Below are 24,761 nucleotides of genomic sequence, written 5' to 3'. Positions count from 1 at the left end.
AATTTCATGCGCATTCGCGATCTCCCCCACCCCGATCCCGGTGTCCCCGATGTCCGTTCGGGCTTCCGCTTCCTGCTGTGGCTGGGCCGCATGCAACTGGGCGGCCAGCTGAAGGCTCTCGGCTGGGGCGTGCTGCACCTGGCCGCCATGGCCTCCTTTCCCGTCGTCGCCGGGCTGGCCGTCGACGCCGTCGTGGACCGATCGGGTGAGCGGCTGCTGGGCGTGGCCGGAGTGATGCTGTGCGTCACGCTGGCCGTGACGGTGGGCGACACGATGCTGCACCGCGTGGCCGTCACCAACTGGATCACCGCGGCGGCCCGTGTCCAGCAGCTCCTGGCACGGCAGGCGTCGACGCTCGGCGCCACGCTGACCCGGCGGGTGGCCGCCGGCGAGGTCGTCGCCGTCTCGACGGGCGACATCGAACGCATCGGATGGTGCGTCGAGGCCGTCTCCCGGTTCAGCGCCGCCGTGCTGACCACCCTCGCCGTCTGCGCCGGCCTCGTCGTCCACGAGCCCCGGCTGGGACTGCTGGCCTGCGCGGGCACGGCCGGGCTCGTCCTCGTCGTACTGCCGCTGCTGCCCCGGGCCACCCGGCGGGCCGACGCCCAGCGGGAACGGGCCGGGCTGGCGACCGAACTGGCCGCCGACACCGTGGCCGGGCTGCGGGTACTGCGCGGCATCGGCGGCGAGGAACTCTTCCTGCGGCGCTACCGCGACCTCTCCCAGCGGGTACGCAGGGCCGCCGTGCGCACGGCACGGATGTGGGCCCTGATCGAAGCCCTCCAAGTGGCCCTCCCCGGACTGCTGTTGGTGGGCGTCGTCTGGTACGGGACCGGCCTCGCCCTGGACGGGCAGATCGCCGTCGGAGAGCTCGTCACCGTCTACGGCGCCATGTCGTTCCTGCTCTTCCCGCTCCGGCTGTTCGGCGAATTCGCCATGTCCTACTCCTTCTCCCGGCCCTCCGCCGCCCGCGCCGCCCGTGTGCTCGCCCTGCGACGCGCCACCGTGGACGCCGACGCCCGGGAGGAGGGCAGCGGCACGGCGGGCGGCGGACCCGAGGCACGAAGCGGGCAGCGCGACGGCCTGTACGACCCCGTCACCGGGCTCCGCGCCGCCCCGGGCCGGCTCACCGCCGTGGTGTGCGGAGACCCGGACGCCGCCGGACGGCTCGCCGAACGGCTGGGCGGACACCCGCCGTCCGAGGCCGCACCTCCCGAGGGCGCACCTCCCGAGGGCGCACCTGCCGACGCGCCTCCCTCGACCACCGCCCCGTCCGGGCAGAACGCCCCGGCCGGTCGGGACGCGCCAGCCGTCGGGAGGAACGCCCCGGCCGAAGGGGGCGCCGAGGGACACAACGGAACCGCGGACGCCGCCCCGCACACCTCCGTCCTCCTCGACGGCGTCCCACTCGACCGACTGCCGCTGGACACCGCACGCTCCACCGTGCTCGTCCAGGACAAGGACCCCACCCTGCTCTCCGGCACGCTGGACGAACTGTTCGCCGTGCCCGCCTCCGGGCAGGTGACCATGGACGAGGCGCTGGCGAGCGCCCAGTGCGACGACGTCCTCACCGCGCTGCTCCAGGGCAGTCCCGACGCGGACGGCGACCCGCGCCGCGCACGGATCACCGAACGCGGACGCTCCCTCTCCGGCGGACAGCGCCAACGGCTCGCCCTCGCCCGCTCCCTGCTCACCGACCCGCCCGTGCTGGTGCTCGACGAGCCCACCTCCGCCGTCGACTCGCACACGGAGGCCCGCACAGCCCGGGCGCTCCGCCGCCTGCGTGCGGGCCGGACCACGGTCGTGCTCACCTCCAGCCCCCTGCTGCTCGACCAGGCTGACGAGGTCGTCTTCGTCCCCTGCGGCACCGTCGCCGCAGTGGGGACCCACCAGGAACTGCTGCGCACCGATCCCGCCTACCGCGCCGTCGTCACCCGCGAGCCGGAGACCACCCCACCCGCCGCCCTGCTGCCGGCCGCACCCACCGGCACCGCACAGACGGAAGGAACCGACAGCCGATGAGCGCGCGGACGGAACAGGCCGGACAACCGGCGCCCGACGGACCGGCGAACGACTCCGGCCCCCACCGGGCAGCAGCCCCGCACCCGGCTGGACAGGCAGCAGCACAGCAGCCCGGGCCTTCCGCGGCCCCGGAGGACGAACGCCGGGGAGCGGCAGAGCGGCCGGAACACCGGGGCCCGGTGACACCCCGGTCGGCGAGCGGGGACGGCACGGACGGAGGCCGGGCCGGCGCGGGACCGGGGGACTCGTGCCCGCCCGCGAGCCAGGCCGCTGAGGCCGCCGGGGCCACTCAGGCCGCCGCTGGGACCGTGCAGGAGCCGTGTGCAGCCGGGGACTTGAGCTCCTCCGCAGGTGGGGACGGCCCGGCCGCAGCAGACACCGGCGCAACCGGCAGCCGGGCGGTACCCGCCGCAGGAGGCACAGGGGAGACCGGCAGCCGAGCGGTACCAGCCGCAGGAGGCTCGGGCATGGGCGCAGGCCGGGCCGACGAGACCGCGAGGAACCCGGACGCGACCGGACCCCGGGCCACCGAACCTGGGCGGGCCTCGCAGCTGGAGCCAGAGGACCGGGGCGCGGTTGAGGGTTGGACTGCGCCGGCCGCATGGGGCTCGGACACAGCCGCGGGGCGAGCCCCCGGAACCGACACGGGCCCGGCGGAAGCCGGCAACCGGATCGCCGAAAACTCGGAGGACTCGCGCACAGCCGAAGAACAGGCCGACGAGGCGGCAAAGGGAGCGCCCACCGCCGAAGAGCGAGCTGCCGGCGCCGTCACGGGCCCGGCGGGCGCCGAAAGCCGAACTGCCGCGCCGGTGGCGGTTCGGGGTGCCCGTACCCGCCTACGATCCCTCCGCGCCGGAGGACCTGACCATCCTGCCCGTCGGCGCTCCCGCCACCGTCCGCGCCTACGCCGGCACGCTGCTGCGCCGGCACCGCTGGACGTTCGTGACGCTCATCGCCGTGAACACCGTCGCCGTGGTGGCCTCCATGGCCGGCCCCTGGCTGCTGGGCGGGGTCGTCGACGACCTGGCCGACGGAGCACGCGACATCCAACTGGGCCGCGTCCTCTCCCTGTTCACCCTTGCGCTCGTCGTCCAGGCGGTCTTCACCCAGCAGGTGCGGATGCGTGGCGCGGTGCTCGGTGAACAGGTGCTCGCCGACCTGCGTGAGGACTTCCTCGTCCGCTCCGTCGCGCTCCCGCCGGGCGTGCTGGAGCGGGCCGGTACCGGCGATCTGCTGTCCCGGATCACCACGGACATCGACCGCCTGGCCGACGCCATGCGCAAGGCCGTTCCGCAGCTCGCCATCGCGGCCGTGTGGACGGCACTGCTGCTGGGTGCGCTCGCGATCACCGCCCCGCCGCTCGCGCTGGCCGTGCTGCTCGCGCTGCCCGTGCTCGTGCCGGGCTGCCGGTGGTACTTCCGGCGGGCGCCGGGGGCCTACCGGGCCGAAGCCGCCGGTTACGCGGCCGTGGCCGCTGCTCTGGCCGAGACGGTGGACGCGGGCCGCACGGTGGAGGCACACCGGCTCGGTGCGCGCCGCGTGGCCTTCTCGGAGCGGCGGATCGGTGAGTGGACGGCGTGGGAGAACCGGACGATGTGGCTGCGCACCGTCCTCTTTCCCGTCATCAATCTCGGCAACATGCTCATCCTGGGCGGTGTGCTGCTCCTCGGCGGGTTCTTCGTGCTCCCGGGCTGGATCGGGGTGGGCCAACTGACCACCGGCGCCCTCCTGGCGCAGATGCTGCTGGAACCCGTGGGCCTCATCCTGCGCTGGTACGACGAACTCCAGGTGGCGCAGGTGTCGCTGGCCCGGCTGGTGGGCGTGCAGGAGATCGAGCCGGACCGGGGCGAGGACGGCCCCACCCCGGCCGGGGATCTCGTCCGGGCCGACGAGGTGCACTTCGGCTACCACGAGGGCGTGGACGTTCTGCACGACCTCAGCCTGGAGGTGCCGCCCGGCACCCGGGTCGCACTCGTCGGGCCCTCGGGGGCCGGGAAGTCGACACTCGGCCGCCTGCTGGCCGGGATCTACGGCCCCCGCTCGGGCGAAGTCACGCTGGGCGGTGCGGAGTTGAGCCGGATGCGGGCCGAGGCGATCCGCCGGCATGTGGCGCTCGTCAACCAGGAGCACCATGTCTTCGTCGGCACCCTGCGCGACAATCTGCTGCTGGCCCGGCAGGACGCCGGGGAGAGCGAGCTGTGGGCGGCGCTGCGCGCGGTCGACGCCGAGGAGTGGGTGTCCGCGCTGGACGAGGGGCTGGACAGCCGGGTCGGTTCCGGTGGGCTGAGCGTCACCCCGGCGCAGGCGCAGCAGATCGCGCTGGCCCGGCTGGTACTGGCCGATCCCCACACCTTGGTGCTGGACGAGGCCACGTCGCTGCTGGATCCGCGCGCCGCACGGCATCTGGAGCGCTCGCTGGGACGGGTGCTGGACGGCCGGACCGTGGTGGCCATCGCCCACCGGCTGCACACGGCGCACGACGCCGACGTGATCGCCGTGGTGGAGGACGGGCGCATCAGTGAACTCGGCAGCCACGACGCGCTGGTGGCCTCGGGCGGGCCGTACGCGGCGCTCTGGAACTCCTGGCACGGCCGCAAGGACGAGCCGGAGGAGCCGGCGCCACGGCGTGGATAGCGACGACGGCGACCGGGCCGGCCGGGCGGCGGGCGGACGGTGCGGCGGCGGCCACCAGGACCGGCACCCTGCCGCGCGGCCGCTCTGCCGCCGGTGCGGCGGCCCCGGCAGCCGCCACCCCCGCGGCGGTGTCAGCCGACGACGCCGAGAGCCACCAGGCTGCCGACGCCACCCAGGACCATGAACGCGGGCATCAGCACCTTGTGCTCCACCCAGGCCCCGGCCCGGAACCGCATGAAGCGGGGCGTGCCCAGCGGGTACCAGCGCTTGCCGGCGATGGGTATCGGCCACAGGATCGGGCAGCCGGAGATCGTCAGGGCGTCGCCGATGTTGTGCACCAGCGCCCCGACCACGATGGGCAGCCCCAGCCAGAGGTACTCCTGGCCTTCGCCGGTGAACAGCCAGTGCGAGCCGTTGCCGGGCTGGTCCAGCACTTCCGCCAGGATCCAGGCGCTCGTCGCGCCGAGCAGCCACACCAGGACGTCGCTGGAGACCCGGGCCATCCGCCACAGCAGGCCCTCCACGGCGAGGACCATGTGGATGAACAGGATGATCAGCACCGCCCACCGGTCCCAGACGACGGCGGCCGTCGAGAAGCCGGCGCCTATGAACACCGCCCAGGGCCAGGTGTGTGTCAGTGTCCGGTGGCCTCCGGCGCGCCGGCGCTCCCCGTGGCTGCGTGTCGCGTTGTAGACCACCGTCGACAGCTTGTCGATCACGCCGCACAGGGCGTGGGAGAGCGGGCCGAAGGCCCGGGATATCGTCGCCGACTTCTGGTCCAGGTCGGGGGCGAGCGCGGCGCCCGCGCAGATCAGTGCTCCGACCACCACCACGGGCCAGGGCATGGGATGGTCCAGCGCCGCTGCCGCCGCGCCCACCCCCAGCCAGGCCGCGGCTCCCGACAGCGAATGCGCCGGTCCCATCATGCGTATCCCCGCCCTGTTCCGTCTCTCGCGTGCGTCGCGCTCCCGCCCCGAGGCTGCCGGGCGGAGCCCCCGTCGTCCTGCCACCCGGTTCTGACGCCGGGTCGGCAACACAGCGTAGCGCCCGAAGATCACGTGGAACCCACCGGTTCCCGCATCCCGGGGACCAGCAGGCAGTATGGGGGGCGTGACAGCCACCCTTATCGACCAGATGCCGAGCGACGCCGACCCGGACTCCCTTTTCGAGTCCTTCTCCAGCTGGGCCGAGGAGCGGGGGATCTCCCTCTACCCGGCCCAGGAGGAGGCCCTGATCGAGGTCGTCTCGGGAGCGAACGTGATCCTCTCGACGCCGACGGGATCCGGGAAGAGTCTGGTCGCTGCGGGGGCCCACTTCGCGGCGCTGGCGCAGGACAAGGTCACCTTCTACACCGCGCCGATCAAGGCCCTGGTCTCGGAGAAGTTCTTCGACCTGTGCAAGCTGTTCGGTACCGACAACGTCGGGATGCTCACCGGCGACGCCTCGGTCAACGCGGACGCCCCGGTGATCTGCTGCACCGCCGAGGTCCTGGCGTCCATCGCGTTGCGGGACGGCGCGGACGCGGACATCGGCCAGGTGGTCATGGACGAGTTCCATTTCTACGCGGAGCCGGACCGTGGCTGGGCCTGGCAGATTCCGCTGCTGGAGCTGCCGCAGGCGCAGTTCGTGCTGATGTCCGCGACGCTGGGCGATGTCTCGCGTTTCGAGAAGGATCTCAACCGGCGCACCGGCCGGCCGACGTCGGTGGTGCGCTCGGCCACCCGCCCGGTGCCGCTGTCGTACGAGTACCGCACCACGACGCTCACCGAGACGCTCACCGAACTGCTGGAGACCCGGCAGGCGCCCGTCTACATCGTGCACTTCACCCAGGCGCAGGCCGTGGAGCGGGCGCAGGCACTCATGAGCATCAACATGTCGACCCGGGCGGAGAAGGACGAGATCGCCAAGGTCATCGGTAACTTCCGGTTCACGACGCGGTTCGGCCGGAACCTCTCGCGCTACGTGCGGCACGGGATCGGCGTGCACCACGCGGGCATGCTGCCGAAGTACCGGCGCCTGGTGGAGCGGCTGGCCCAGGCCGGGCTGCTCAAGGTGATCTGCGGTACGGACACCCTGGGCGTGGGCGTCAACGTGCCGATCCGTACGGTGCTGTTCACGGCGCTCACCAAGTACGACGGCACGCGCGTACGCACGCTGCGGGCGCGCGAGTTCCACCAGATCGCGGGGCGCGCCGGGCGGGCCGGCTTCGACACCTCCGGCTTCGTCGTGGCGCAGGCGCCCGAGCACGTGGTGGAGAACGAGAAGGCGCTGGCGAAGGCCGGGGACGACCCCAAGAAGCGCCGCAAGGTCCAGCGCAAGAAGGCTCCGGAGGGCTTCGTCAGCTGGAGCCAGCAGACCTTCGAGAAGCTCATCGCGTCCGAACCGGAGCCGCTCACCTCGCGGTTCCGGGTGACGCACGCGATGCTGCTGTCGGTGATCGCGCGTCCCGGGGACGCTTTCACGCAGATGCGCCGGCTGCTGGAGGACAACCACGAGGACCGCCGCGCCCAGTTGCGGCATATCCGGCGGGCGATCGCGATCTACCGCTCCCTGCTGGACGGCGGCATCGTCGAGCAGCTCGACGAGCCGGACGCGGAGGGGCGCAGGATCCGGCTGACGGTCGATCTCCAGCAGGACTTCGCGCTCAACCAGCCGCTGTCGACGTTCGCGCTCGCCGCCTTCGAACTCCTCGACCCCGAGTCGCCCTCCTACGCTCTGGACATGGTCTCCGTCGTCGAGTCGACGCTGGACGATCCGCGTCAGATCCTCGCCGCGCAGACCAACAAGGCCAAGGGCGAGGCCGTCGCCGAGATGAAGGCGGAGGGCATCGAGTACGAGGAGCGCATGGAGCGGCTGATGGACATCAGCTACCCCCAGCCGCTGGAGGAGCTGCTCTTCCACGCCTACGGGCTCTACCGCACGTCCCACCCGTGGGTGGGTGATCATCCCCTCTCCCCCAAGTCCGTGATCCGCGACATGTACGAGCGGGCGATGACCTTCAGCGAGTTCGTCTCCTTCTACGAACTCGCGCGCACGGAAGGCATCGTGCTGCGCTACCTGGCGAGCGCGTACAAGGCGCTGGAGCACACCGTGCCCGACGACCTGAAGTCGGAGGACTTCCAGGACATCGTCGAGTGGCTCGGCGAGATGGTCCGCCAGGTGGACTCCAGCCTTCTGGACGAGTGGGAGCAGCTCGCCAATCCGGAGGACGAGTCGGCGGAGGAGGCCCAGGACCGGGCCGACCAGGTCAAGCCCGTAACGGCCAACCCGCGTGCCTTCCGCGTCCTCGTCCGCAACGCCATGTTCCGCCGGGTGGAACTCGCGGCGCTGGACAAGGTCGAGGAACTGGGCGAACTCGACGGCGAGGCAGGCTGGGACGCGGACGCCTGGGGCGAGGCGCTGGACGCCTACTGGGACGAGTACGACGAGCTGGGCACCGGCCCTGACGCCCGCGGGCCGCGGCTGCTGCGGATCGAGGAGGTGCCCGAGGACCGGCTGTGGCGCGTCCGGCAGACGTTCGCCGACCCGCGCGGGGACCACGACTGGGGCATCTCGGCCGAGATCGACCTCGTGGCCTCGGACGAGGAGGGGCGTGCCGTGGTCAAGGTGACCGACGTCGGCCCGATGTGACCGCCGTACCGGACGGAACGACCCCGTTGCCGGGTGGAGGAGAGGGAGTGCGATGACCGGGCCCAGCCCTGCTGAACGCCTCGTCGACCTGCTGAACCTGGAGGAGATCGACCTCAACATCTTCCGTGGCCGCAGCCCCCAGGAGTCCCTCCAGCGGGTCTTCGGCGGGCAGGTCGCCGGGCAGGCACTGGTGGCCGCCGGCCGCACCGTCGACGCGGCACGGCCGGTGCACTCCCTCCATGCGTACTTCCTGCGACCCGGCATGCCCGGGGTGCCGATCGTGTACCAGGTGGAGCGGGTCAGGGACGGCCGGTCCTTCACCACGCGCCGGGTGGCTGCCGTGCAGCAGGGCAGGACGATCTTCAATTTGACTGCCTCCTTCCATCACCCCGAGCCGGGTTTCGAGCACCAACTGCCGATGCCCGACGTTCCTGAGCCGGAGACCCTCCCCCGGCTCGCCGACGAGATCCGGGAGCACCTGGGCTCCCTTCCGGTGCCGTTCGAGCGCATGGCCCGCCGCCAGGCGTTCGATCTGCGCTATGTGGAGCGGCTGCGCTGGGACGCCTCCGAGCTGGCGGACGTGGAGCCGCGCAGCGCCGTGTGGATGCGGGCGATCGGCTCACTCGGTGACGATCCGCTCGTGCACACCTGTGCGTTGACGTACGCCAGCGACATGACGTTGCTGGACGCCGTCCGTCTTCCCATGGAACCCCTGTGGGGGCAGCGGAACTTCGACACCGCTTCGCTGGATCACGCCATGTGGTTCCACCGGCCCTTCCGTGCCGACGAGTGGTTTCTGTACCAGCAGGAGTCACCGATCGCGACGGGAGCGCGGGGGCTGGCCCGCGGCCTGATCTTCAACCGGAGCGGTCAACTGATCGTTTCGGTGATGCAGGAGGGGTTGTTCCGGGCCGCCGGAGCACGGCCGCCCGGGCGGCAGCCTGGCCCGAGCGGTCCGCAGCGCTGACCGGACGGAACCGGCCGTCTCCGTCCGGGCCGCACGCCCGGACGGGCCCGGGGGCCCGGTGGACCCACGAGTCCGCTCACGCCGTCGGTGGTGCCTCACTGCCGCGCCGTCGGCGGCGCAGGGACCATCGGCGCCGGGAAGCCCCGGCCTCCGCGGCCGGCGCCGCCCGCGACGGGGTTGCGTCCGCGCCGCCCGGTGTGTGGGGGCGGACGGGACCGGCACGGTGCCGACGCCCGCGCTCCGGCCCCGTGGTCGTGTGCCGCCGGGGCTTCGGGCGCTCGCCGGTGCGTGCGGTGTGCAACTCGGCGCCGAGCAGGGCCCGGTGTGCCTGGATCTCCTCCTCGGCCTGCGCGGGTGCCAGCCGGTTCAGCGCCTCGCACACGGCGTCCGAGATGCCCCCGGCTCCGGCGAGCCGCGGCCGGTGGGCGAGCAGCCGTTCCCGCTCGGAGGCGTCGGGCACGGCCTCGGCGAGGACGGCGTCGGGCAGGACGGCCGCGTGGGCCGCGGCGCGCTCCCAGGGCCCTGCGGCCTGGCCGACCAGTTCCCGCACCCGCCGCTGCCGCCAGCACCGGGCACGGTGATCGGCCCCCGCCGCCAGCTCCTCCCGCATGCCGTGGGGCAACCGCCCGGTGAGCACCTCGGCTCCCGCGACGGCGAACTCCCGGAGCTCATCGGCCAGATAGAGCCAGACCACGCTGCGGTACCGGTTGACGTAGAAGGTGACCGGGCTGAACAGGCCCAGTCTGGCCAGGCGGGAGAACCGGTGCGGGGAGATGCCCAGCAGCGCGGCCGCCTCGGCTGCCCCCACCGCGCGCGCCCGCTCCAGCAGGCTCTCGGGGACATCGGGATGCTCTCGCAGGCGTTCCAACTCCGCACGCGGAATCCGGCGTGGCCCGCCGGATGCTCCGGGCACGGTGTGCACCCGGCCTGTCTGTACCGCCAGGTTCAACTCGATGGGCCGCAGGCCCAGTTCCCGCGCCGCCGTACGCAACGTCACGTCGGCGGCGGGGGTTCCGGCTCGGTTCTGCACGCTCGCTCGCGGCATGCTCGTTCCCCCCGTTGTCGTTTCCTCACGTGGTGCAACGACGATAGCCCGCGGAACGATTCTTGTCCGAGCCTGTGGATAACTTCCAAAAGTGCAGGTCAGAGCGTCAACTCCGTACGGCGACGCCCAGGTGTTCGCCGACCCGGTTGACCAACAGCGTCATCTCGTAGGCGACGTGGCCGATGTCCGCCTCCGCCCCGGTGAGTACGCACAGGCAACTCCCGTCGCCCGCCGCCGTGACGAACAGGACGCCCTCGTCGAACTCGATCATCGTCTGACGCACCCGCCCGGCCTTGAAGTGCCGTCCCGATCCCCGGGCCAGGCTGTGGAGTCCGGAGGCGACGGCGGCGAGGTGTTCCGCATCCTCCCGTTCGAGGTCCTGGCTGCTGCCCGTGACGAGCCCGTCGTTGGAGAGGACGAGCGCATGCCGCACGGTGGAGATGCGCTTCGTGAGGTCGTCCAACAGCCAGTCGAGTCCCGTGTTCAGTGCCACCCGCTGCCCCCTTTTCCTCGGCTCCTGCCGTGCCACCCTTACCCACGAGAGCACGGTGAGCAACCACCACGGCGCGTTCCGTCCGGAGCATCGGCCCCTGTGTCACTCCTGTCACTCCGGCACCGGCCACGGCGGGCCATGATGGGCGGATGACTCAGGAAACAACGCCGGGGACCTCGTCCGGATCCGCCGCATCTCCGGGGCAGGACACGGCCCACGGGCGGCGCGAGGGACCGGTGTCCGGCTCCTGGTGGAACCGGGCGGCCGTGCAGGAGTTCTTCGCCGAGCGGGCGAGCCGCTGGGACTCCCGCTTCCCCGACGACGGCCCGGCCTACGCCGCCGCGGTGGCGCAGCTCGGACTGCGGCCGGGCGAGCGGGTGCTCGACGCGGGCTGCGGCACGGGCCGGGCGCTCGCGCCGCTGCGCGAGGCGGTGGGGCCGAACGGGACCGTGCTGGGCCTGGACGTGACACCGGCCATGCTGGAGGAAGCCGCCCGTGCAGGACGCCACCGGCATGCGGCACTCCTCCTCGGCGACGTGGCACAGCTGCCGCTGCCGGACGCGTGCCTCGACGCCGTGTTCGGCGCCGGGCTCGTCTCCCACATGCCGGGCCCCGGGCAGAGCCTTCGCGAACTGGCCCGCGTGGTACGGCCGTCGGGCCGGCTGGTCCTCTTCCATCCCGTGGGACGCCGTGCCCTGGCGGCACGGCACGGACACGCCCTCACCCCGGACGACGTACGTGCCGAGCCCCGGTTGCGCCCACTGCTGACGGCGGCCGGCTGGCGCATGCTCTCGTATGCGGACGAGGACGACCGGTATCTCGTACTGGCCCGGCGCGAGTAGCGTGCCGACGCCGGCAGCGCGGACCGCGGCTGTGCCGGACGTCCGGCCCGCGGCCGTTCCGTACGTCCGGAAGCCGCGCGCCAGCCTCCGTGCGCGCCCGCTGTGCCGAGGGAAGGCTCAGCTCTGCGTCCGGTCCCGCAGCTGTGTCACCGGGCAGCTCTGCGCCCCTCGTTCGGCAGGCGAGCCCCCTTGTCCGGGGAAGGTGCCGAGGTCGGCGACGCGGTAGCCCCGCGGGTACCCCGGGTAGCTCCTGATCTCCGGATTCTGCCGTGCGTAGTGCGGGCGGCGCCGGGGCGGGAGCAGCCGTACGCCCCGGCCGCGCAGCCGTACCGCGGTGCGCACCAGGCGTCGGACGTGGTCGGCGGGCGGGTCGTAGCGGAAGGCGCGCAGGAGCGCGTCGTCCAACAGGGCCATCGCGGCACCGCGGGCCAGCGGCGCGAGAGGGCGGGGATACCAGGAGCCCATCAGCCGGAGTGTGGCGTCCGAGACGCTGCGGGCACCCTCGTCCCAGCCGAAGTGCGCTTCCTCGTAAGTGTCCAGGTACTCCTCGAACTCGGCATAGGTGCGCGGCGGTTGCGGAATGCCCATGTGCCGCCCGAGAGTCCGGTAGTAGTGCGCGAGGGCCTGCAATTCGTGCTCGGTCAGCCGACGCCAGCCGAAAGCGTCCAGCCAGCGCTTGGGCACCACGACGAAGGTGCACAGCACATAGCGCATGTCGTCGTCGGAGATGTCGTAGGAGCGGTGCATCCGGTTGATGCGCCGGATGGCTGTGCGGCCCTCGGTGCTGTCGAAGCCGTGCTCGACGACGGCGTCCAGCAGGAGCGAGGTGTCGTCGTAGCGCTTCTGTGAACGCTCGGTCAGCTCCGCTGTCTCGGCCAGCAGTCGTCCGATGGACGGGACCGCGTAGGTGCGGAAGAGAGCCAGTTCGAGGGCTCGGGTCACGTCCCAGGGGAACTCGTAGACGGCGATCAGCCGGTAGATCTCATGGCAGTCCGCTTCCGGGTCCATGCGCAGGATCTGCCTGAGCCTGTCGTAACGCTCCACGCGCGTCGCCTCCTGTCGGTACACATCTGTCGCTGATGCGCTGGAGGGACTATGGTCGCCGGGATCATGAACGGAGGGGAGGCCGCCGGTGGCCACGGACGAGGATTCGCTCCATGTGCTGACAGCTGTGTTGCTGACTCCGGCCCGGTTCCCGAGTGTGCTGGGCGACGACTACCCGCAGGCGTGTGCGGCCTTGGGGCTGGAGCCTTATGCCGAGGGGTACGGACTGGTGCTGGGCCAGGACGGCGGGGGCGCGCGCTGGACCGTGGTGACCGAGGACGTGACGCTGGTCGCCGGTGCCATCGCCGCCTGGGACTGCGGCATCGACCAGGAGCTCTCCCCCGACGCCGGCACCGTCATCTCGGCGCTGCCCGGCTGGCCGCTGTCCGTTGCCGTCGCGGCGCCGGGACTTCCCGCCCCGCACGACCCGCCGGAGACGGACGAACTCGCCTCGGAAGTGCCGGTACTCGCTCCGCCGGACTCCTCCGCGTGGGGGCCGGCACAGCGGCGGCTGGGCGCGGACGAGATCGCTCTACAGTGGGCGCAGTGGCGGGAAGAGGCCGAGGACGGCGTGGAGTTCGTGCCTCGGGGTGAGGGCTGCGACAGCAGAGTGCGGGGAGTCCTGGCGGCGATCCGCGCCTATGTGCAGACCCCTCCCCCGCCCGGCCGGGTCCGCTCCGCCTTCGCGTCCGGCGACGCCCGCATCCTCCGGGCCGACGGCCCGGGTTGGAGCGTGGTCGCACGCACAGATGACATCGCTTTCGTCCTGCTCGACGAGGCGCCCGGCGAGGTGTTCCCGGTCGGGCGCGGCAGTGAACTCCCCGGACTGCTGGCCGCACTCGACGGCATCGCCCTGCGTCCGGCTGCGTAAGACCGCGGGGGAACGCGCGTCCAGCGGTCCAGCTGTCCTAGCGGTCCAACTGCTTCCTGCCGACCCTGCGGAGCCTGCGCCGCTGTCCGGGATCCAGCGCCAGGTAGGCGACCGTCGGTACACCGACGATCACCACGAGTGCGATCCAGAACGACGTCAGCCACCACAGCAGCAGCCCCACGGCCACTCCACCGACGGCGACCTTGGCCCGGTTGGTCATCTCGATCCCTCCTCCGGGAGCAGCGGCCTCGCCGCCGCCCCGTCGCACGACGGTGCTCTCCTTCCATTGAAACGCCATTTCGAGCCCGCGGGTTCCGTCGGCGTTCCCCGGCCGTCCGGACGTGGGGTACCCTCGGCCGCCCACTTTTACTGGTCAAATTTGAGGAATGCGTCAGCACCGTGGCAAAGACCGTGGCAACGCCCTCATGGACGACTGCGCTCGCCGACTGCGCGGCCGTGCTCCTGCCCACCGACCCTCCCCGCCGCTCCCTCATCGGTTTCTGGCGTCCCGACGGCGGACCGCCGCTTCCCGGCGGGCCTCCGGGTGACGGCACGAGCGGGCCGTCCACCGCACGACAGCAGTCCCTGACCGTTCTCCTCCCGGACGGCTCGGGCACGGTGGACGTCCGGGAGGTCCCCGCTCTGCTGATGCCGGCGCAGCACGCGCTCCCGGTGCTCACCCGCGCGTACGCGGCCGGCACCGGGACCACCGCCGCCTTCTGGGGCGCGGCCGCCGTGCACGCGCTGGAGATCGCCTCCCGTGGGCGGCTGCTGCCCGGCGTCAGCCCCGCGGGGTACGACGCCTGGCGGCTGGGCCCGCTCACCGCCCGTGACCGGGAGGTGCTCGCCCGGCTCGCCGCCGCGATGCCGCCCCTGGCACACGCCGTGCCGCTGCCCGGCGACGGCCCGCCCCGCATGCCCGCTCCCGAGTCACAGCTGAGCGCGTTCCTGGACGCCGTGGCCGACGGGCTGCCGCGCACGCCTGCCGCCGGCCACGCCTCGGGAGGCGCGGCCTTCGCCGGTGAGGCGCCCTGCGCTCCTCGGGGGCTGCGCTCCTGGGCCGACGAGGTGGCCGCCGGGCTGGACAGCGGTGTCCGGCTCTCGCTGCGCATCGAGATCACGGGACTGCCCCCGGGCGACGCGGCCACGGAAACGGCCACAGCTGGTGGCGGTTTTCGGGGCGTGGTCCAGCTGCACGCGCCCGATGACGGCACGCTGGTGGCGGATGCCGCGGACGTCTGGTCCGGGGCCTCCGCCTCGGCGGCCCGCTTCGGGCCCCGGGTCCGGACGGACACCCTCCTCACCCTGCGCAGGGCGGCCGCCGCCTGGGACGCACTCACCCCACTGCTGTCCGCGGCCGTGCCCGACGCGGTCGACCTCGCCGACGAGGACATTGGTGAGCTGCTCGGTCCCTCGGTGCCCCGGGCCCTCGCGGCAGCCGGACTGCGGGTGCACTGGCCGCGCGGAGTCGCGCGCTCCCTCTCGTCACAGGCCCTGATCGGCCCGGAGGACGACGGCCGGGATTCCGGGAGCTCGGCACGGTCCGGGCTGCCGCCGGCGCTCTCGTCCGACACGCTGCTCGGCTTCCGCTGGCGGTTCTCGGTGGACGGCCAGGAGATCTCCCGCGCGGAACTGGACCAACTGGCCGAGGCAGGACGCCCGTTGGTGCGGCTGCGGGACCGCTGGGTACTCCTCGACCCCGAGGAGCTGCGGCGGGCACGCGGCCGTCAGGACGGCGAGATCAGCGCCCTGGGCGCGCTCAGGGCCGCCTTGAGCGGCACGGCGGAGGACGGCGGGGAGCGGTTCGACGCGCACGCGACCGGCTGGCTGGAGACGCTCAGGGAACGGCTGTCCGACCCGGAACGCCGCGACGAGCCACCGCTTCCGCCGCCCGCACAGCTGCGCGCGACGCTCCGCGACTACCAGCTGCGCGGCCTGGACTGGCTGCACCGTATGACCTCGCTCGGCCTGGGTGCCTGCCTGGCCGACGACATGGGGCTCGGCAAGACCGTCACGCTCATCGCCCTGCATCTCCGCCGCGGGGAGCAGGCGCGGACCGCCGGCCAGACGCTCGTCGTGTGTCCGGCTTCGCTGCTGGGCAACTGGCAGCGCGAGATCGAGCGGTTCGCCCCGCACATCCCGGTGCGCCGCTTCCACGGGCCGGCACGTGAGCTGGAGCAGCTGCGCGAGGGCGAGTTCGTGCTGACGACGTACGGCACCATGCGCCTGGACACCGAGCGCCTCGCATCGGTCCGGTGGGGCATGGTCGTCGCGGACGAGGCCCAGCACGTGAAGAATCCGTTCGCCGCGACCTCGCGGGCCCTGCGAACCCTGCCCACGGATGCGCGCGTCGCGCTGACGGGCACCCCGGTGGAGAACAACCTCTCCGAGCTGTGGTCGGTTCTGGACTGGGCCACTCCCGGACTGCTCGGACGGCTGGGCACCTTCCGCAGACGCCACGCGGACGCCGCCGAGGAAGGGGATCCGGCGGCGGCCGAGCGGCTGGCCCGTCTGGTGCGGCCCTTCCTGCTGCGCCGGCACAAGTCCGACCCGGGCATCGCCCCGGAACTGCCGAAGAAGACCGAGACGGACCGCGCGGTCGCCCTCACTCCCGAGCAGGCCGGTCTCTACGAGGCCGTCGTGCGGGAGAGCCTGGACGCGCTGCGCGGCACGGACGGATTCGCCCGGCGCGGACTCTTGGTCAAGCTCCTCACCGCTCTCAAGCAGATCTGCAACCATCCCGCGCACTACCTCAAGGAACACGACGGGCGGCTCACCGGGCGGTCGGGAAAACTGGAGCTGCTGGACGAGCTGTTGCGGGCGCTGCGCGCGGAGGGCGCGGCTGCGCTCGTCTTCACCCAGTACGTCGAGATGGCACATCTGCTGGAGCGTCATCTGCTGGCCCAGGGCGTACCGGTGCAGTGCCTGCACGGAGGGACGCCGGTCGCACGGCGTGAGGAGATGGTGCGCCGGTTCCAGGAAGGCGAGGCGGGGGTGTTCCTGCTGTCGCTCAAGGCCGCGGGGACGGGCCTGAACCTGACCCGCGCCGGCCACGTCATCCACTACGACCGGTGGTGGAACCCCGCGGTCGAGGCGCAGGCGACCGACCGCGCCTACCGGATCGGCCAGACGCAGCCCGTCCAGGTGCACCGGCTGATCGCGGAGGGCACGGTCGAGGACCGGATCGCCCAGATGCTGCGCCGGAAGCAGGAGTTGGCCGACGCGGTGCTCGGCTCGGGAGAGGCCGCGCTGAGCGAGTTGTCGGATGCCGAGCTGAGTGAACTCGTCGAGCTGCGGAAGGCGGAGGGGTGAACAGCACCGAGGAAGCGCCACGGCGTGTGACGGACGAGGAGCGGGTCTTCGCACCGCTGCCGCCGGCCCGGGGCCGTGGATTCGCGCGTACCTGGTGGGGGCGTTCGTGGCTGGACGCGCTGGAGGACTCGGCGTTGGACGGGGCGCAGCTCAAGCTGGGCCGCGCGTACGCGCGCCGGGGAGCGGTCGGTGCCGTCTCCGTCCGTCCGGGCCGGATCACCGCGGTGGTGCGGGACGGGGACGGCTCGGCGCACCGTGCCGATGTCCTGTTGCGGCGCCTGTCGGACGACGAGTGGGAGCGGGTGCTGGAGATGATCGCCGACGAGGCGGGCCACATCGCCGCGCTGCTGGACCACGAACTGCCGCCGCGGCTGGTGGCGGACGCGGCCGACGGCGGCCTGGACCTCCTCCCGGCGATCGGCGACCTGGAGGCCGAGTGCGGCTGCGGCGCGTGGGACCACTGCCCGCACACAGCGGCGCTGAGCTATCAGATGGCGCGGCTGCTGGACGAGGATCCCTTCGCTCTGCTGCTGTTGCGCGGCCGGAGCGAGCGACAGCTGTGGGAGCTCGTCCAGGAGCGCAGTGCGGCGCGGGCCGCGACCGCCGTCCCCGCGCGCGTGCAGGGGTCCGGCGGCGGCTCGGGGACACCGGCCGGGGTGGACGCGGTGGAGGCCTTCGCGCTGGGTGCCGTGCTTCCGCCCCTTCCGCCGCCCCCGGTGGCCGTGCCCGGCGCGGAGGAGCCCGCCGTCCTGGACACCGGCTCGGAGCCGCCCGAGGAGGTCGATCTGGACGCCGTGGCGTTCCTGGCGTCCGCCGCCACCGCACGGGCCCGTCGTCTGCTCGCGGACGCTCTGGCCGACGGTCATCACACGCGCCCGGTGCCGCGTCCGCTCACCGAGGCCGAGGACGCGGTCCGGCTGGCCGCACGCCGTCCCGCTCCCGCCGTCGCCGCGCGGCTCGCCGCGGTCGGCGGGCGCGGCCGACAGGGCCTGGATGTGGCCGTGCGGGCCTGGGAGTTGGGCGGCGCCGCGGCTTTGGAAGTGCTCGACGGACAGCCGGCCCCGGAGAGCGCGGAGCGGGCGCGGGAGGAACTGGCCGAGGCGTGGACGGGAAGCGAGAACCGTCCACGGCTGCGGGCGTCGCGGAGCGGCTGGACGGTCGTGGGAGAGGACGTCCAGCTGCGCTACGGGCCGGACGGTCTGTGGTGGCCCTTCCGGCGCGAGAACGGCGTCTGGTGGCCGGTGGGCACGGCGGAACGGGACCCGGCGGCCGCGCTCGCGGTCGCGCGTGCGGCGGGTGCGGCGCAAGAAGAGGGATTCCCGGACGTGCAGGGCGCTGTGTGACCGGTCCGCGGGGTGCCGCTCGGCACGGCACCCCGCGTGCGGTTCAGGCGAGGCTTTCGAGCGTGGGCAGGTACGCGCCGGACTGCCCCTCGGCCGTGGGGTGGTAGGACTCGTCGACCGGCAGGGTGACGCTGTGCAGCCACTCGTCGCCGGAGCAGATCTCGTGCCCGGTGAAAGCCGGACGGACGTCGCCGAAGCCGAAGCCGTGGTCGGCGGCGCGCTTGGCGGTGACGTCGTTCAGGTCGTCGGCGGCACCGTTGATGGCCTCGCGCGACTTCTCGCTGAGGCCCACGGAGCAGCTCCCGCCGAGCTTGTACATGCGCGGGTAGCCGAGGACGACGACCTTGGCCGACGGCGCCTTGTCGCTGATGGCGTCGTAGACGGTGTCGAGCTTGCCGGGCAGGGTGTTGGCGATGTAGTCGCGGGCTTCCTGGATCCGGGTCAGGCAGGCGCTCTCGCCCTGGAGCACGCAGGTGCTCATGGCGTCCGCGAAGCCGGCGTCGTTGCCGCCGACGCTGATGCTGACCAGTCCGGTGGAGTCGTTCAGCGGCCCGAGCTGACCGGATATCACGTCACCGGTGCGCGCCCCCGAGCACGCGGTGAAGTCGAAGGAGGAGGGGGAGTTCGCGGCCTTCCACAGCTGGGGGTAGGCGTTGGCACTCCGCTTGCAGTCGCCGGATTCGTAGTCCCCGGCGCCGACGCCCGAGGAGTAGGAGTCACCGAGCGCCACGTAGCCGGTCGGTGCCGCCTCCTGAGCGGAGGCGGCGGTGGCGCCCGTGATGGTCGACAGTCCCAGGACGGCGACGGCGGTGACCGTGGACGCCCATCTGCGGATCTTCATGGAACCTCTCATGGATGGCATGGAAGGAGCACCCGGCACACAGCACGTCGACCTGCATACGCGATGTGTCCACGCCAAGTATCACCACCTCAACTACACGCGTAAACCATGGAGTTGACCCTTCCACTACCCGTTCGAATAGGAGGTTCCGCCTCCCGTTGCACGCGGTACGGCTCAGGTCAGAGGCTTGTGGAGCTTCTTCCCCTTGCCCGCCGTCAGGCTGCATGTGACGGACGTGAATCCGGCCTCGACGCCCTTGGCCTTCGGGTAGGAGACGAGCGTGCCGCCGACGGTGCCGCCGGGCTGTTCGGCCGCCTTGTCCCGAAGGGGCTCGCGGCACAGGGAGTCGGCTTTGCTGCGCACCGCCGAGTCCGACGTGTAGTCCCCCGTCAGCTCCTCGCGACTGACGACCTCCGCCTCGTGCGCGCCGTCGCAGGACTTCTTCCGGACCCCGCCCGCGGACTTCCCCGCGGTGTCGAAGCAGTCGCCGACCTGAAGGAGGAAGGAGGGCAACTCGGTGTCGTCCGGCTCGTCCTCCGGCTCGTCCGACGACAGGTCGTCGTCCTCGTCCGGATCGGGGAAGTCCGTCGCGGCGCCGTCGTCCGGCGCGTCGGGTTCATCGCTCTCCGTGCCACTGTCCTCCGGCGAGGGCTCCGCGGTCGGTGAGGCGGACGGGGACGGGCCCGCGTCGGCGCCTCCTCCGTCGTCGCTGCCACCGCCCAGGAAGACGATGCCGGCCGTCACGAGCGCGGCCACGATCACGACCGTCGCCACCACCGCGACCACGACGCGCCCCCGGCGCGGCCCGGGCGGCGGCGGAGGAGGCGGCGGCCAGCCCGGCGCCGGTGGGCCGAATCCGCCGGACCCGGGCGGGCCGAAGGCACCCGGCGGGACGGAAGGCGGAGGGGGCGGCTGCTGTCCGGGCGGCATGGTCATGACCTCACCCTGTCATGACCAACTCACCCCCCGCAGTGGGATTCCGCTTGTTCCGCGGCCTTCCCCAGCTGAGCGCCGCACCACGGCTGTGGCACATCGCCCCCTCCGCCGAGGGCACTTCAGGCGACGAGGAAGTCCGCCTCCCCCGCCTTGGCGGCCTCGACGAAGAGCGCGATACCGGCACGACTACAGATGAGTGCCGGACCGTCCGGATCGGTGGACTGCCGTACGGCCACCCGTCCGTCGGCGAGCGGCAGAACCTCCACACAGCTGCCGCCGTTTCCACCGCTCCAGGGTTTGTGCCAGCCTTCGCGGCCGAGGTGCGCGGCGGGCATACCGTTGTAGATGCGTCTCATCTCAGATCTCCTTGCGCAAGGCACCGAGGACAGCCCGGGTCCGAGCCGGCGGCAGGGCCTGGGCGCACATCCGGTCCAGCGCCTCACGGAACACCCGGACGTCGTCACGCTGGTCGAAGTAGACCGCGCCGACCAGGCTCTCGGAGCACACGACATCCGGAAGTTCGTCGAGAGGGAACCGGAAATGGTGGAAAGGGCCGTACATCGCCGCGTGCGGCCCCGAGCTGAACGGCAGGATCTGCAACCGCACCTGGGGGTGTTCGGTGGCCTCGATGAGCTCGTCGAGCTGCTCACGCATCACCTCCGTACCGCCGATGCCGCGGCGCAGGACGGTCTCGTCCAACACGGCCCACAGCATCGGCGGATCACCTCCGCTCAGCACGGTCTGCCGCTCCATGCGCAGCGCGACCCCGCGCATGATCTCTTCCTCCTCGGCGTGCGGCTTGCCGGAGCGCAGCACAGCTGCCGCGTAGCTCTCCGTCTGCAACAGTCCCGGCACATAGTGCGGCTCGTAGGCGCGGATCACCTGCGATTCCGCCTCCAGGCTGACGAAGACGCTGAACCACTCCGGCAGCACATCGCGGTAACGGTGCCACCAGCCCGGCCGGTTGGCCTCGCGCGCGAGGCAGACGAAACCGTCGATCTCGCTCTGATCGCGCACTCCGTAGGTGCGCAGCAGCTTCTCGACGTAAGGAACCTTCAGGCCGACCTCGGCCTTCTCCATCCTGCGGACGGTCGCATGGGTGACGTCGAGCGCCCTGGCCGCCTGGTCGAAGGAGACCCCCGCCTTCTCCCGCAGATGCTGAAGCCTTTTGCCCAGCACCATGCGCAAGACGGTGGGCGCCGCACCGCCCGAACGCGTCTCCGCCACTGTTCTCCCTCCCGGTCCCCACCAACTCAGGTTGCAGAGGGGCAAGTTTGGCACGACCGTGACTCCTGGCACACCCTGTCAATCACAGTTCTGCAATTCACAGATTGATCCTTGCCATGCGCGAGTGACGAACCGCATAGTGGAGCTGTGGCTGCCCCCCATGACGCCCTGTCCCTGAATTGCCGTCCCCCTGGCGCGTTGACGACCCGCCCGCTGCGAGACGCCTTCCACCTCCCCGCGCGAGACACCTCCGTAGCCGTGGCGCGCGCACGCGTACTGGACAAGCTGCGCGAGTGGTGCGTGGACGAGGAGTCGAGCGCCGACGCCCAGCTGTTGATGTCGGAGCTGTTCACCAACGCCGTGCGGCACACCGACAGCGAGAAGGTCAGCTGTGAGCTGTGGGTCATAGGCGTGCGTCTGCGCCTGGAAGTGGCCGACGAGGGAAGCGGTTCGGAGCAGATACGCACGGCCGCGTGTACCGGCTCCGCACCACCGTCCGAGGACGAGGACGGTGAGAGCGGCAGGGGCCTGCTGCTGGTCAGCGTCCTGGCCGACGACTGGGGTGTCCGGCCTGCGCATCGCGGGGGTGCGCAGGAGAACACGGGGCACGCCGTCTGGGCCGAGTTGGAGTGCCATCGCACCTTCGGGTCGGATCCGGCGTCCGGGCCGGCGCCCACGCCGCGGCCAAGCCCTCACTGACCAGCGGCGGCGCCACGCGCACGGGGCGGCAGCGCTTCCGGGGTTCGCCGGACGATTGTCGGACCCCTGCTCTAGGTTCGGTCCTCACCAAGAGACCTCCGCTGCGGCCGTCGACGGCGCAGCACGAAAGGCGAGGACGATGGCACAGACGCCACCCACCGCACCCGGCCCCGCGCGTTCCTCCACGGGCGGCCCGAGCGCCGACGCACTGCTGGAGGAGGCCAGGCCGTACCGCAATGAACTGCTGGCGCACTGCTATCGCATGCTCGGCTCGCTGCACGACGCCGAGGATCTGGTGCAGGACACCTTGCTGCGTGCCTGGCGCGCGGGCGAACGCTTCGAGGGCCGCTCCTCGTTGCGCACCTGGCTCTACCGCATCGCCACCAACGCCTGCCTCACTGCCATCGAACAGCGCGGCCGCAGACCCATGCCGTCGGGGCTGGGCGCGCCGAGCGATCCGGAACAGCCGGTCTCCGAGTCCCCCGAAATCCCCTGGCTGGAACCCGTACCGGACGCGGTGTTCACCGGCGACAAGCCCGCCGATCCCGCTGCGGTGGTGGTGAACCGCTCGTCCCTGCGGCTCGCGCTCGTGGCCGCGCTCCAGCATCTGCCGCCGCGTCAGCGAGCCGTGCTGCTGCTGCGCGACGTCCTCAAGTGGCGTGCAGCCGAGGTCGCAGAACTGCTCGACTCCTCGACGGCGAGCGTCAACAGCGCGCTCCAGCGGGCCCGTGCGCATCTCGCCCAGGCCGCGCCCGTGGAGGAGGAGCTGACGGAGCCCTCCGATCCGGAGATGCGCACGCTGCTGGACCGCTATGCGGCCGCGTTCGAGAAGGCCGATGTGGCCGCGATCGTCGACCTGTTCGCGCAGGACGCGGTCTGGGAGATGCCGCCGTTCCCGCAGTGGTTCCGCGGCGCGGAGACCATCGTGCGGCTGGTCGCGAACCAGTGTCCGATCGGCCCGGGCGAGGGGCTCATGCTGCCCACCGCGGCCAACGGCCAGCCGGCCTTCGGCCTCTACCGTCTCCAGGACGGGTTCTTCCGGCCGTTCCACATCCAGGTGCTCACCGTGCGCGCACTCCGGGTGGAGCATGTGGCGGCGTTCTTCTCGGAGGATCTCTTCGCCCGGTTCGGGCTGCCCGAGGCGGTTCCGGCCGGAGAGGCGGGCCGCTGAACCGGCTCCTGCCGCCGCGCGCCCGGTGCTTCGCGCCGCCGTCCACGAGGTCTCCCGACCCCGGGCCGGACCGCGGGACATACGATGCGCCCAGCGTTCGGACCGAGGGAAGGAGCGGCCCGTCATGACCGCACCGGAAGGACCACTCGTCGCGGGTGTCGACAGCTCGACGCAGTCCACCAAGGCTCTCGTGGTGGACACGGCCACCGGGCGGGTGGTCGCCCGGGGCCAGGCCCCGCACACCGTCACGACGGGCGAGGGCCGGGAGAGCGACCCGGAGCAGTGGTGGCGGGCGCTCCTCGCCGCGCTGGCGGAGTGCGGCCCCGCCGCCGCGGAAGCGGCGGCCGTCTCGGTCGCCGGGCAGCAGCACGGCCTGGTCACACTGGACGCGCAGGGCCGTCCCGTCCGGCCCGCTCTGCTGTGGAACGACGTGCGTTCGGCACCGCAGCGGGAGCTGCTGGTGGAGCAGCTCGGCGGCCCGGCGCAGTGGGCGCGGCGCACCGGCAGCGTGCCGGCGCCCGCGTTCACCGTGACCAAGTGGGCGTGGCTGCGCCGGCACGAGCCGGAGGCCGCCCGGGCGAGCGCGGCCGTCCGGCTGCCGCACGACTTCCTGACCGAGCGGCTCACCGGCCGGGCCGCGACCGACCGGGGCGACGCCTCGGGCACCGGCTGGTGGTCGACGGAGACCGGCACCTATGACGAGGAGATCCTCGAACTGGCCGGTATGCCACCGGAGTTGCTGCCACCGGTGCTGACGCCCGGTGAGGCGGCCGGCACCGTGCGGGACCTCGAAGACAGCCCACTGACGCCGGGCACACTGGTGGCCACGGGCACGGGCGACAACATGGCCGCGGCACTCGGACTGGGCCTGCGTCCCGGCCGGCCCGTGGTGAGCCTGGGCACGTCGGGGACGGTGTACGCGGTCTCCACCCGTCGTCCCGCCGACCCGTCGGGCACCGTCTCGGGGTTCGCGGACGCGCGTGCCGACTGGCTGCCGCTGGCCTGCACGCTCAACTGCACCGTGGCGGTGGACCGTACGGCCGCACTGCTGCGGCGGGATCGCGAAGAGGTCGAGCCCGGCGGCACGGTGGCGATGCTGCCGTTCCTGGACGGCGAGCGCACACCCCATCTGCCGTACGCCACCGGGCTGTTGACGGGAGTACAGCAGGCGACGTCGGGCGGGCAGGTCCTCCAGGCGGCCTACGACGGCGCGGTGTTCGCCCTGCTGCGGGCCCTGGATCTGGTGCTGGAGGTCGACCCGCAGGCGGCGCGGGCGGCGTCGGAGCCGCTGCTGCTGATCGGTGGCGGCGCCAAGGGTGTCGCGTGGCGGGAGACGGTGCGGCGGCTGTCCGGCCGCGCCGTGCAGGTGCCGCGGGCCGAGGAGTTGGTGGCGCTAGGTGCGGCCGCGCAGGCCGCCGGGCTGCTGCTGGGTGAGGATCCCGGGGCGGTGGCCCGCCGGTGGAACACGGCCGAGGGCCCGGTGCACGAGCCCGTCGAGCGGGACGAGGAGGCTCTCGCGCGGCTCGACTCGGTCCTGGAGGGGGCCGGGGAGCTGCTGAGCCGCAAGAGCTGACGGCAGGCCGGGAGAGCGCCCGCGGCGGCGCTCTCCCGGCCTTCTGCGTTCCCGGTCGGAGAGCCCCAGGTGGCAGGCCCGGGACGGTGACTGCCGTAGGGAGTCGTGTGC

20 protein-coding genes are annotated in these 24,761 nt (G+C 72.5%); 11 read left to right on the top strand and 9 right to left on the bottom strand.

Annotated elements, in window-relative coordinates; translation table 11 throughout:
• Positions 1–6: 6 nt before the first annotated feature.
• Together SCA03_RS02085 and SCA03_RS02080 are read left to right on the top strand one after the other, a co-directional pair.
• Positions 7–2,022: an ABC transporter transmembrane domain-containing protein gene (locus SCA03_RS02085; RefSeq protein ID WP_086814565.1), complete on the top strand. Its 2,016-nt coding sequence runs from the start codon at positions 7–9 to the stop codon at positions 2,020–2,022.
• Between the two features lie 798 nt (positions 2,023–2,820).
• The gene (locus SCA03_RS02080; RefSeq protein WP_086814572.1) at positions 2,821–4,656 is read left to right on the top strand and encodes an ABC transporter ATP-binding protein; all 1,836 of its coding nucleotides are present in this window, start codon (positions 2,821–2,823) and stop codon (positions 4,654–4,656) included.
• Between the two features lie 131 nt (positions 4,657–4,787).
• On the opposite strand, the gene SCA03_RS02075 is transcribed toward SCA03_RS02080, so the two are convergent.
• Positions 4,788–5,582 carry a metal-dependent hydrolase gene (locus tag SCA03_RS02075; RefSeq protein WP_030875154.1) on the bottom strand — a complete coding sequence of 265 codons (795 nt, stop codon included), beginning with the start codon at positions 5,580–5,582 and terminating at the stop codon, positions 4,788–4,790.
• Positions 5,583–5,757: 175 nt separating this feature from the next.
• Between SCA03_RS02075 and SCA03_RS02070 the strand changes: the two genes are divergently transcribed.
• Both SCA03_RS02070 and tesB read left to right on the top strand, forming a co-directional pair.
• Positions 5,758–8,286 carry a DEAD/DEAH box helicase gene (locus SCA03_RS02070; protein WP_141275171.1) on the top strand — a complete coding sequence of 843 codons (2,529 nt, stop codon included), beginning with the start codon at positions 5,758–5,760 and terminating at the stop codon, positions 8,284–8,286.
• A gap of 52 nt (positions 8,287–8,338) precedes the next feature.
• Positions 8,339–9,253 (top strand): acyl-CoA thioesterase II, encoded by a 915-nt coding sequence (tesB, locus tag SCA03_RS02065; RefSeq protein WP_030890185.1) that lies wholly within the window; start codon positions 8,339–8,341, stop codon positions 9,251–9,253.
• 76 nt (positions 9,254–9,329) lie between these two features.
• Here tesB and SCA03_RS02060 read toward each other — a convergent pair whose 3' ends face one another.
• Positions 9,330–10,298, bottom strand: a complete 969-nt coding sequence (locus SCA03_RS02060) for a DUF6397 family protein (protein ID WP_086815230.1) — start codon at positions 10,296–10,298, stop codon at positions 9,330–9,332.
• Between the two features lie 106 nt (positions 10,299–10,404).
• A complete protein-coding gene (locus SCA03_RS02055; RefSeq protein ID WP_030875161.1) occupies positions 10,405–10,791 on the bottom strand; it encodes a roadblock/LC7 domain-containing protein in 387 nt (128 codons plus the stop codon).
• A 149-nt stretch (positions 10,792–10,940) separates the two neighbouring features.
• On the opposite strand from SCA03_RS02055, the gene SCA03_RS02050 reads away from it, so the two are divergent.
• Complete coding sequence (locus SCA03_RS02050; protein ID WP_086815231.1) at positions 10,941–11,633, top strand: class I SAM-dependent methyltransferase; 693 nt, start codon at positions 10,941–10,943, stop codon at positions 11,631–11,633.
• Positions 11,634–11,750: 117 nt separating this feature from the next.
• Here SCA03_RS02050 and SCA03_RS02045 read toward each other — a convergent pair whose 3' ends face one another.
• Complete coding sequence (locus tag SCA03_RS02045; RefSeq protein ID WP_030875166.1) at positions 11,751–12,677, bottom strand: oxygenase MpaB family protein; 927 nt, start codon at positions 12,675–12,677, stop codon at positions 11,751–11,753.
• Between the two features lie 88 nt (positions 12,678–12,765).
• Between SCA03_RS02045 and SCA03_RS02040 the strand changes: the two genes are divergently transcribed.
• Positions 12,766–13,548: a hypothetical protein gene (locus SCA03_RS02040; protein WP_086815232.1), complete on the top strand. Its 783-nt coding sequence runs from the start codon at positions 12,766–12,768 to the stop codon at positions 13,546–13,548.
• 37 nt (positions 13,549–13,585) lie between these two features.
• On the opposite strand, the gene SCA03_RS02035 is transcribed toward SCA03_RS02040, so the two are convergent.
• Complete coding sequence (locus SCA03_RS02035) at positions 13,586–13,768, bottom strand: tail-anchor membrane protein (RefSeq protein WP_086815233.1); 183 nt, start codon at positions 13,766–13,768, stop codon at positions 13,586–13,588.
• 191 nt (positions 13,769–13,959) lie between these two features.
• Between SCA03_RS02035 and SCA03_RS02030 the strand changes: the two genes are divergently transcribed.
• Together SCA03_RS02030 and SCA03_RS02025 are read left to right on the top strand one after the other, a co-directional pair.
• Positions 13,960–16,860, top strand: a complete 2,901-nt coding sequence (locus SCA03_RS02030; protein WP_230988439.1) for an SCO1167/SCO6262 family helicase — start codon at positions 13,960–13,962, stop codon at positions 16,858–16,860.
• Positions 16,857–18,203, top strand: coding sequence for an SWIM zinc finger family protein (locus SCA03_RS02025; protein ID WP_086815235.1), 1,347 nt, complete (start codon positions 16,857–16,859; stop codon positions 18,201–18,203). The genes SCA03_RS02030 and SCA03_RS02025 overlap by 4 nt, the downstream gene beginning before the upstream one ends.
• Positions 18,204–18,246: 43 nt before the next feature.
• On the opposite strand, the gene SCA03_RS02020 is transcribed toward SCA03_RS02025, so the two are convergent.
• The 4 genes from SCA03_RS02020 to SCA03_RS02000 all read right to left on the bottom strand — a co-directional run bounded on the left by SCA03_RS02020 (position 18,247) and on the right by SCA03_RS02000 (position 21,162).
• Positions 18,247–19,044: an SGNH/GDSL hydrolase family protein gene (locus tag SCA03_RS02020; protein ID WP_030875181.1), complete on the bottom strand. Its 798-nt coding sequence runs from the start codon at positions 19,042–19,044 to the stop codon at positions 18,247–18,249.
• Positions 19,045–19,218: 174 nt separating this feature from the next.
• Positions 19,219–19,830 carry a hypothetical protein gene (locus SCA03_RS02015; protein ID WP_030890203.1) on the bottom strand — a complete coding sequence of 204 codons (612 nt, stop codon included), beginning with the start codon at positions 19,828–19,830 and terminating at the stop codon, positions 19,219–19,221.
• A 269-nt stretch (positions 19,831–20,099) separates the two neighbouring features.
• Positions 20,100–20,336 carry a DUF397 domain-containing protein gene (locus SCA03_RS02005; protein ID WP_030875188.1) on the bottom strand — a complete coding sequence of 79 codons (237 nt, stop codon included), beginning with the start codon at positions 20,334–20,336 and terminating at the stop codon, positions 20,100–20,102.
• A 1-nt stretch (position 20,337) separates the two neighbouring features.
• Positions 20,338–21,162 carry a Sco1979 family transcriptional regulator gene (locus SCA03_RS02000; RefSeq protein WP_170297860.1) on the bottom strand — a complete coding sequence of 275 codons (825 nt, stop codon included), beginning with the start codon at positions 21,160–21,162 and terminating at the stop codon, positions 20,338–20,340.
• A 243-nt stretch (positions 21,163–21,405) separates the two neighbouring features.
• On the opposite strand from SCA03_RS02000, the gene SCA03_RS01995 reads away from it, so the two are divergent.
• The 3 genes from SCA03_RS01995 to xylB all read left to right on the top strand — a co-directional run bounded on the left by SCA03_RS01995 (position 21,406) and on the right by xylB (position 24,650).
• Positions 21,406–21,906 (top strand): ATP-binding protein, encoded by a 501-nt coding sequence (locus SCA03_RS01995; RefSeq protein ID WP_371863889.1) that lies wholly within the window; start codon positions 21,406–21,408, stop codon positions 21,904–21,906.
• A 139-nt stretch (positions 21,907–22,045) separates the two neighbouring features.
• Complete coding sequence (locus SCA03_RS01990; RefSeq protein WP_086815237.1) at positions 22,046–23,077, top strand: sigma-70 family RNA polymerase sigma factor; 1,032 nt, start codon at positions 22,046–22,048, stop codon at positions 23,075–23,077.
• Positions 23,078–23,201: 124 nt separating this feature from the next.
• Positions 23,202–24,650 carry a xylulokinase gene (xylB, locus tag SCA03_RS01985; protein WP_030875198.1) on the top strand — a complete coding sequence of 483 codons (1,449 nt, stop codon included), beginning with the start codon at positions 23,202–23,204 and terminating at the stop codon, positions 24,648–24,650.
• The last annotated feature ends 111 nt before the right edge of the window (positions 24,651–24,761 follow it).

Origin of the sequence: Streptomyces cacaoi (genome assembly GCF_006539165.1) — a bacterium.
GTDB classification, from domain to species: domain Bacteria; phylum Actinomycetota; class Actinomycetes; order Streptomycetales; family Streptomycetaceae; genus Streptomyces; species Streptomyces cacaoi.
This window is presented reverse-complemented; position numbering and strand designations above follow the sequence as displayed.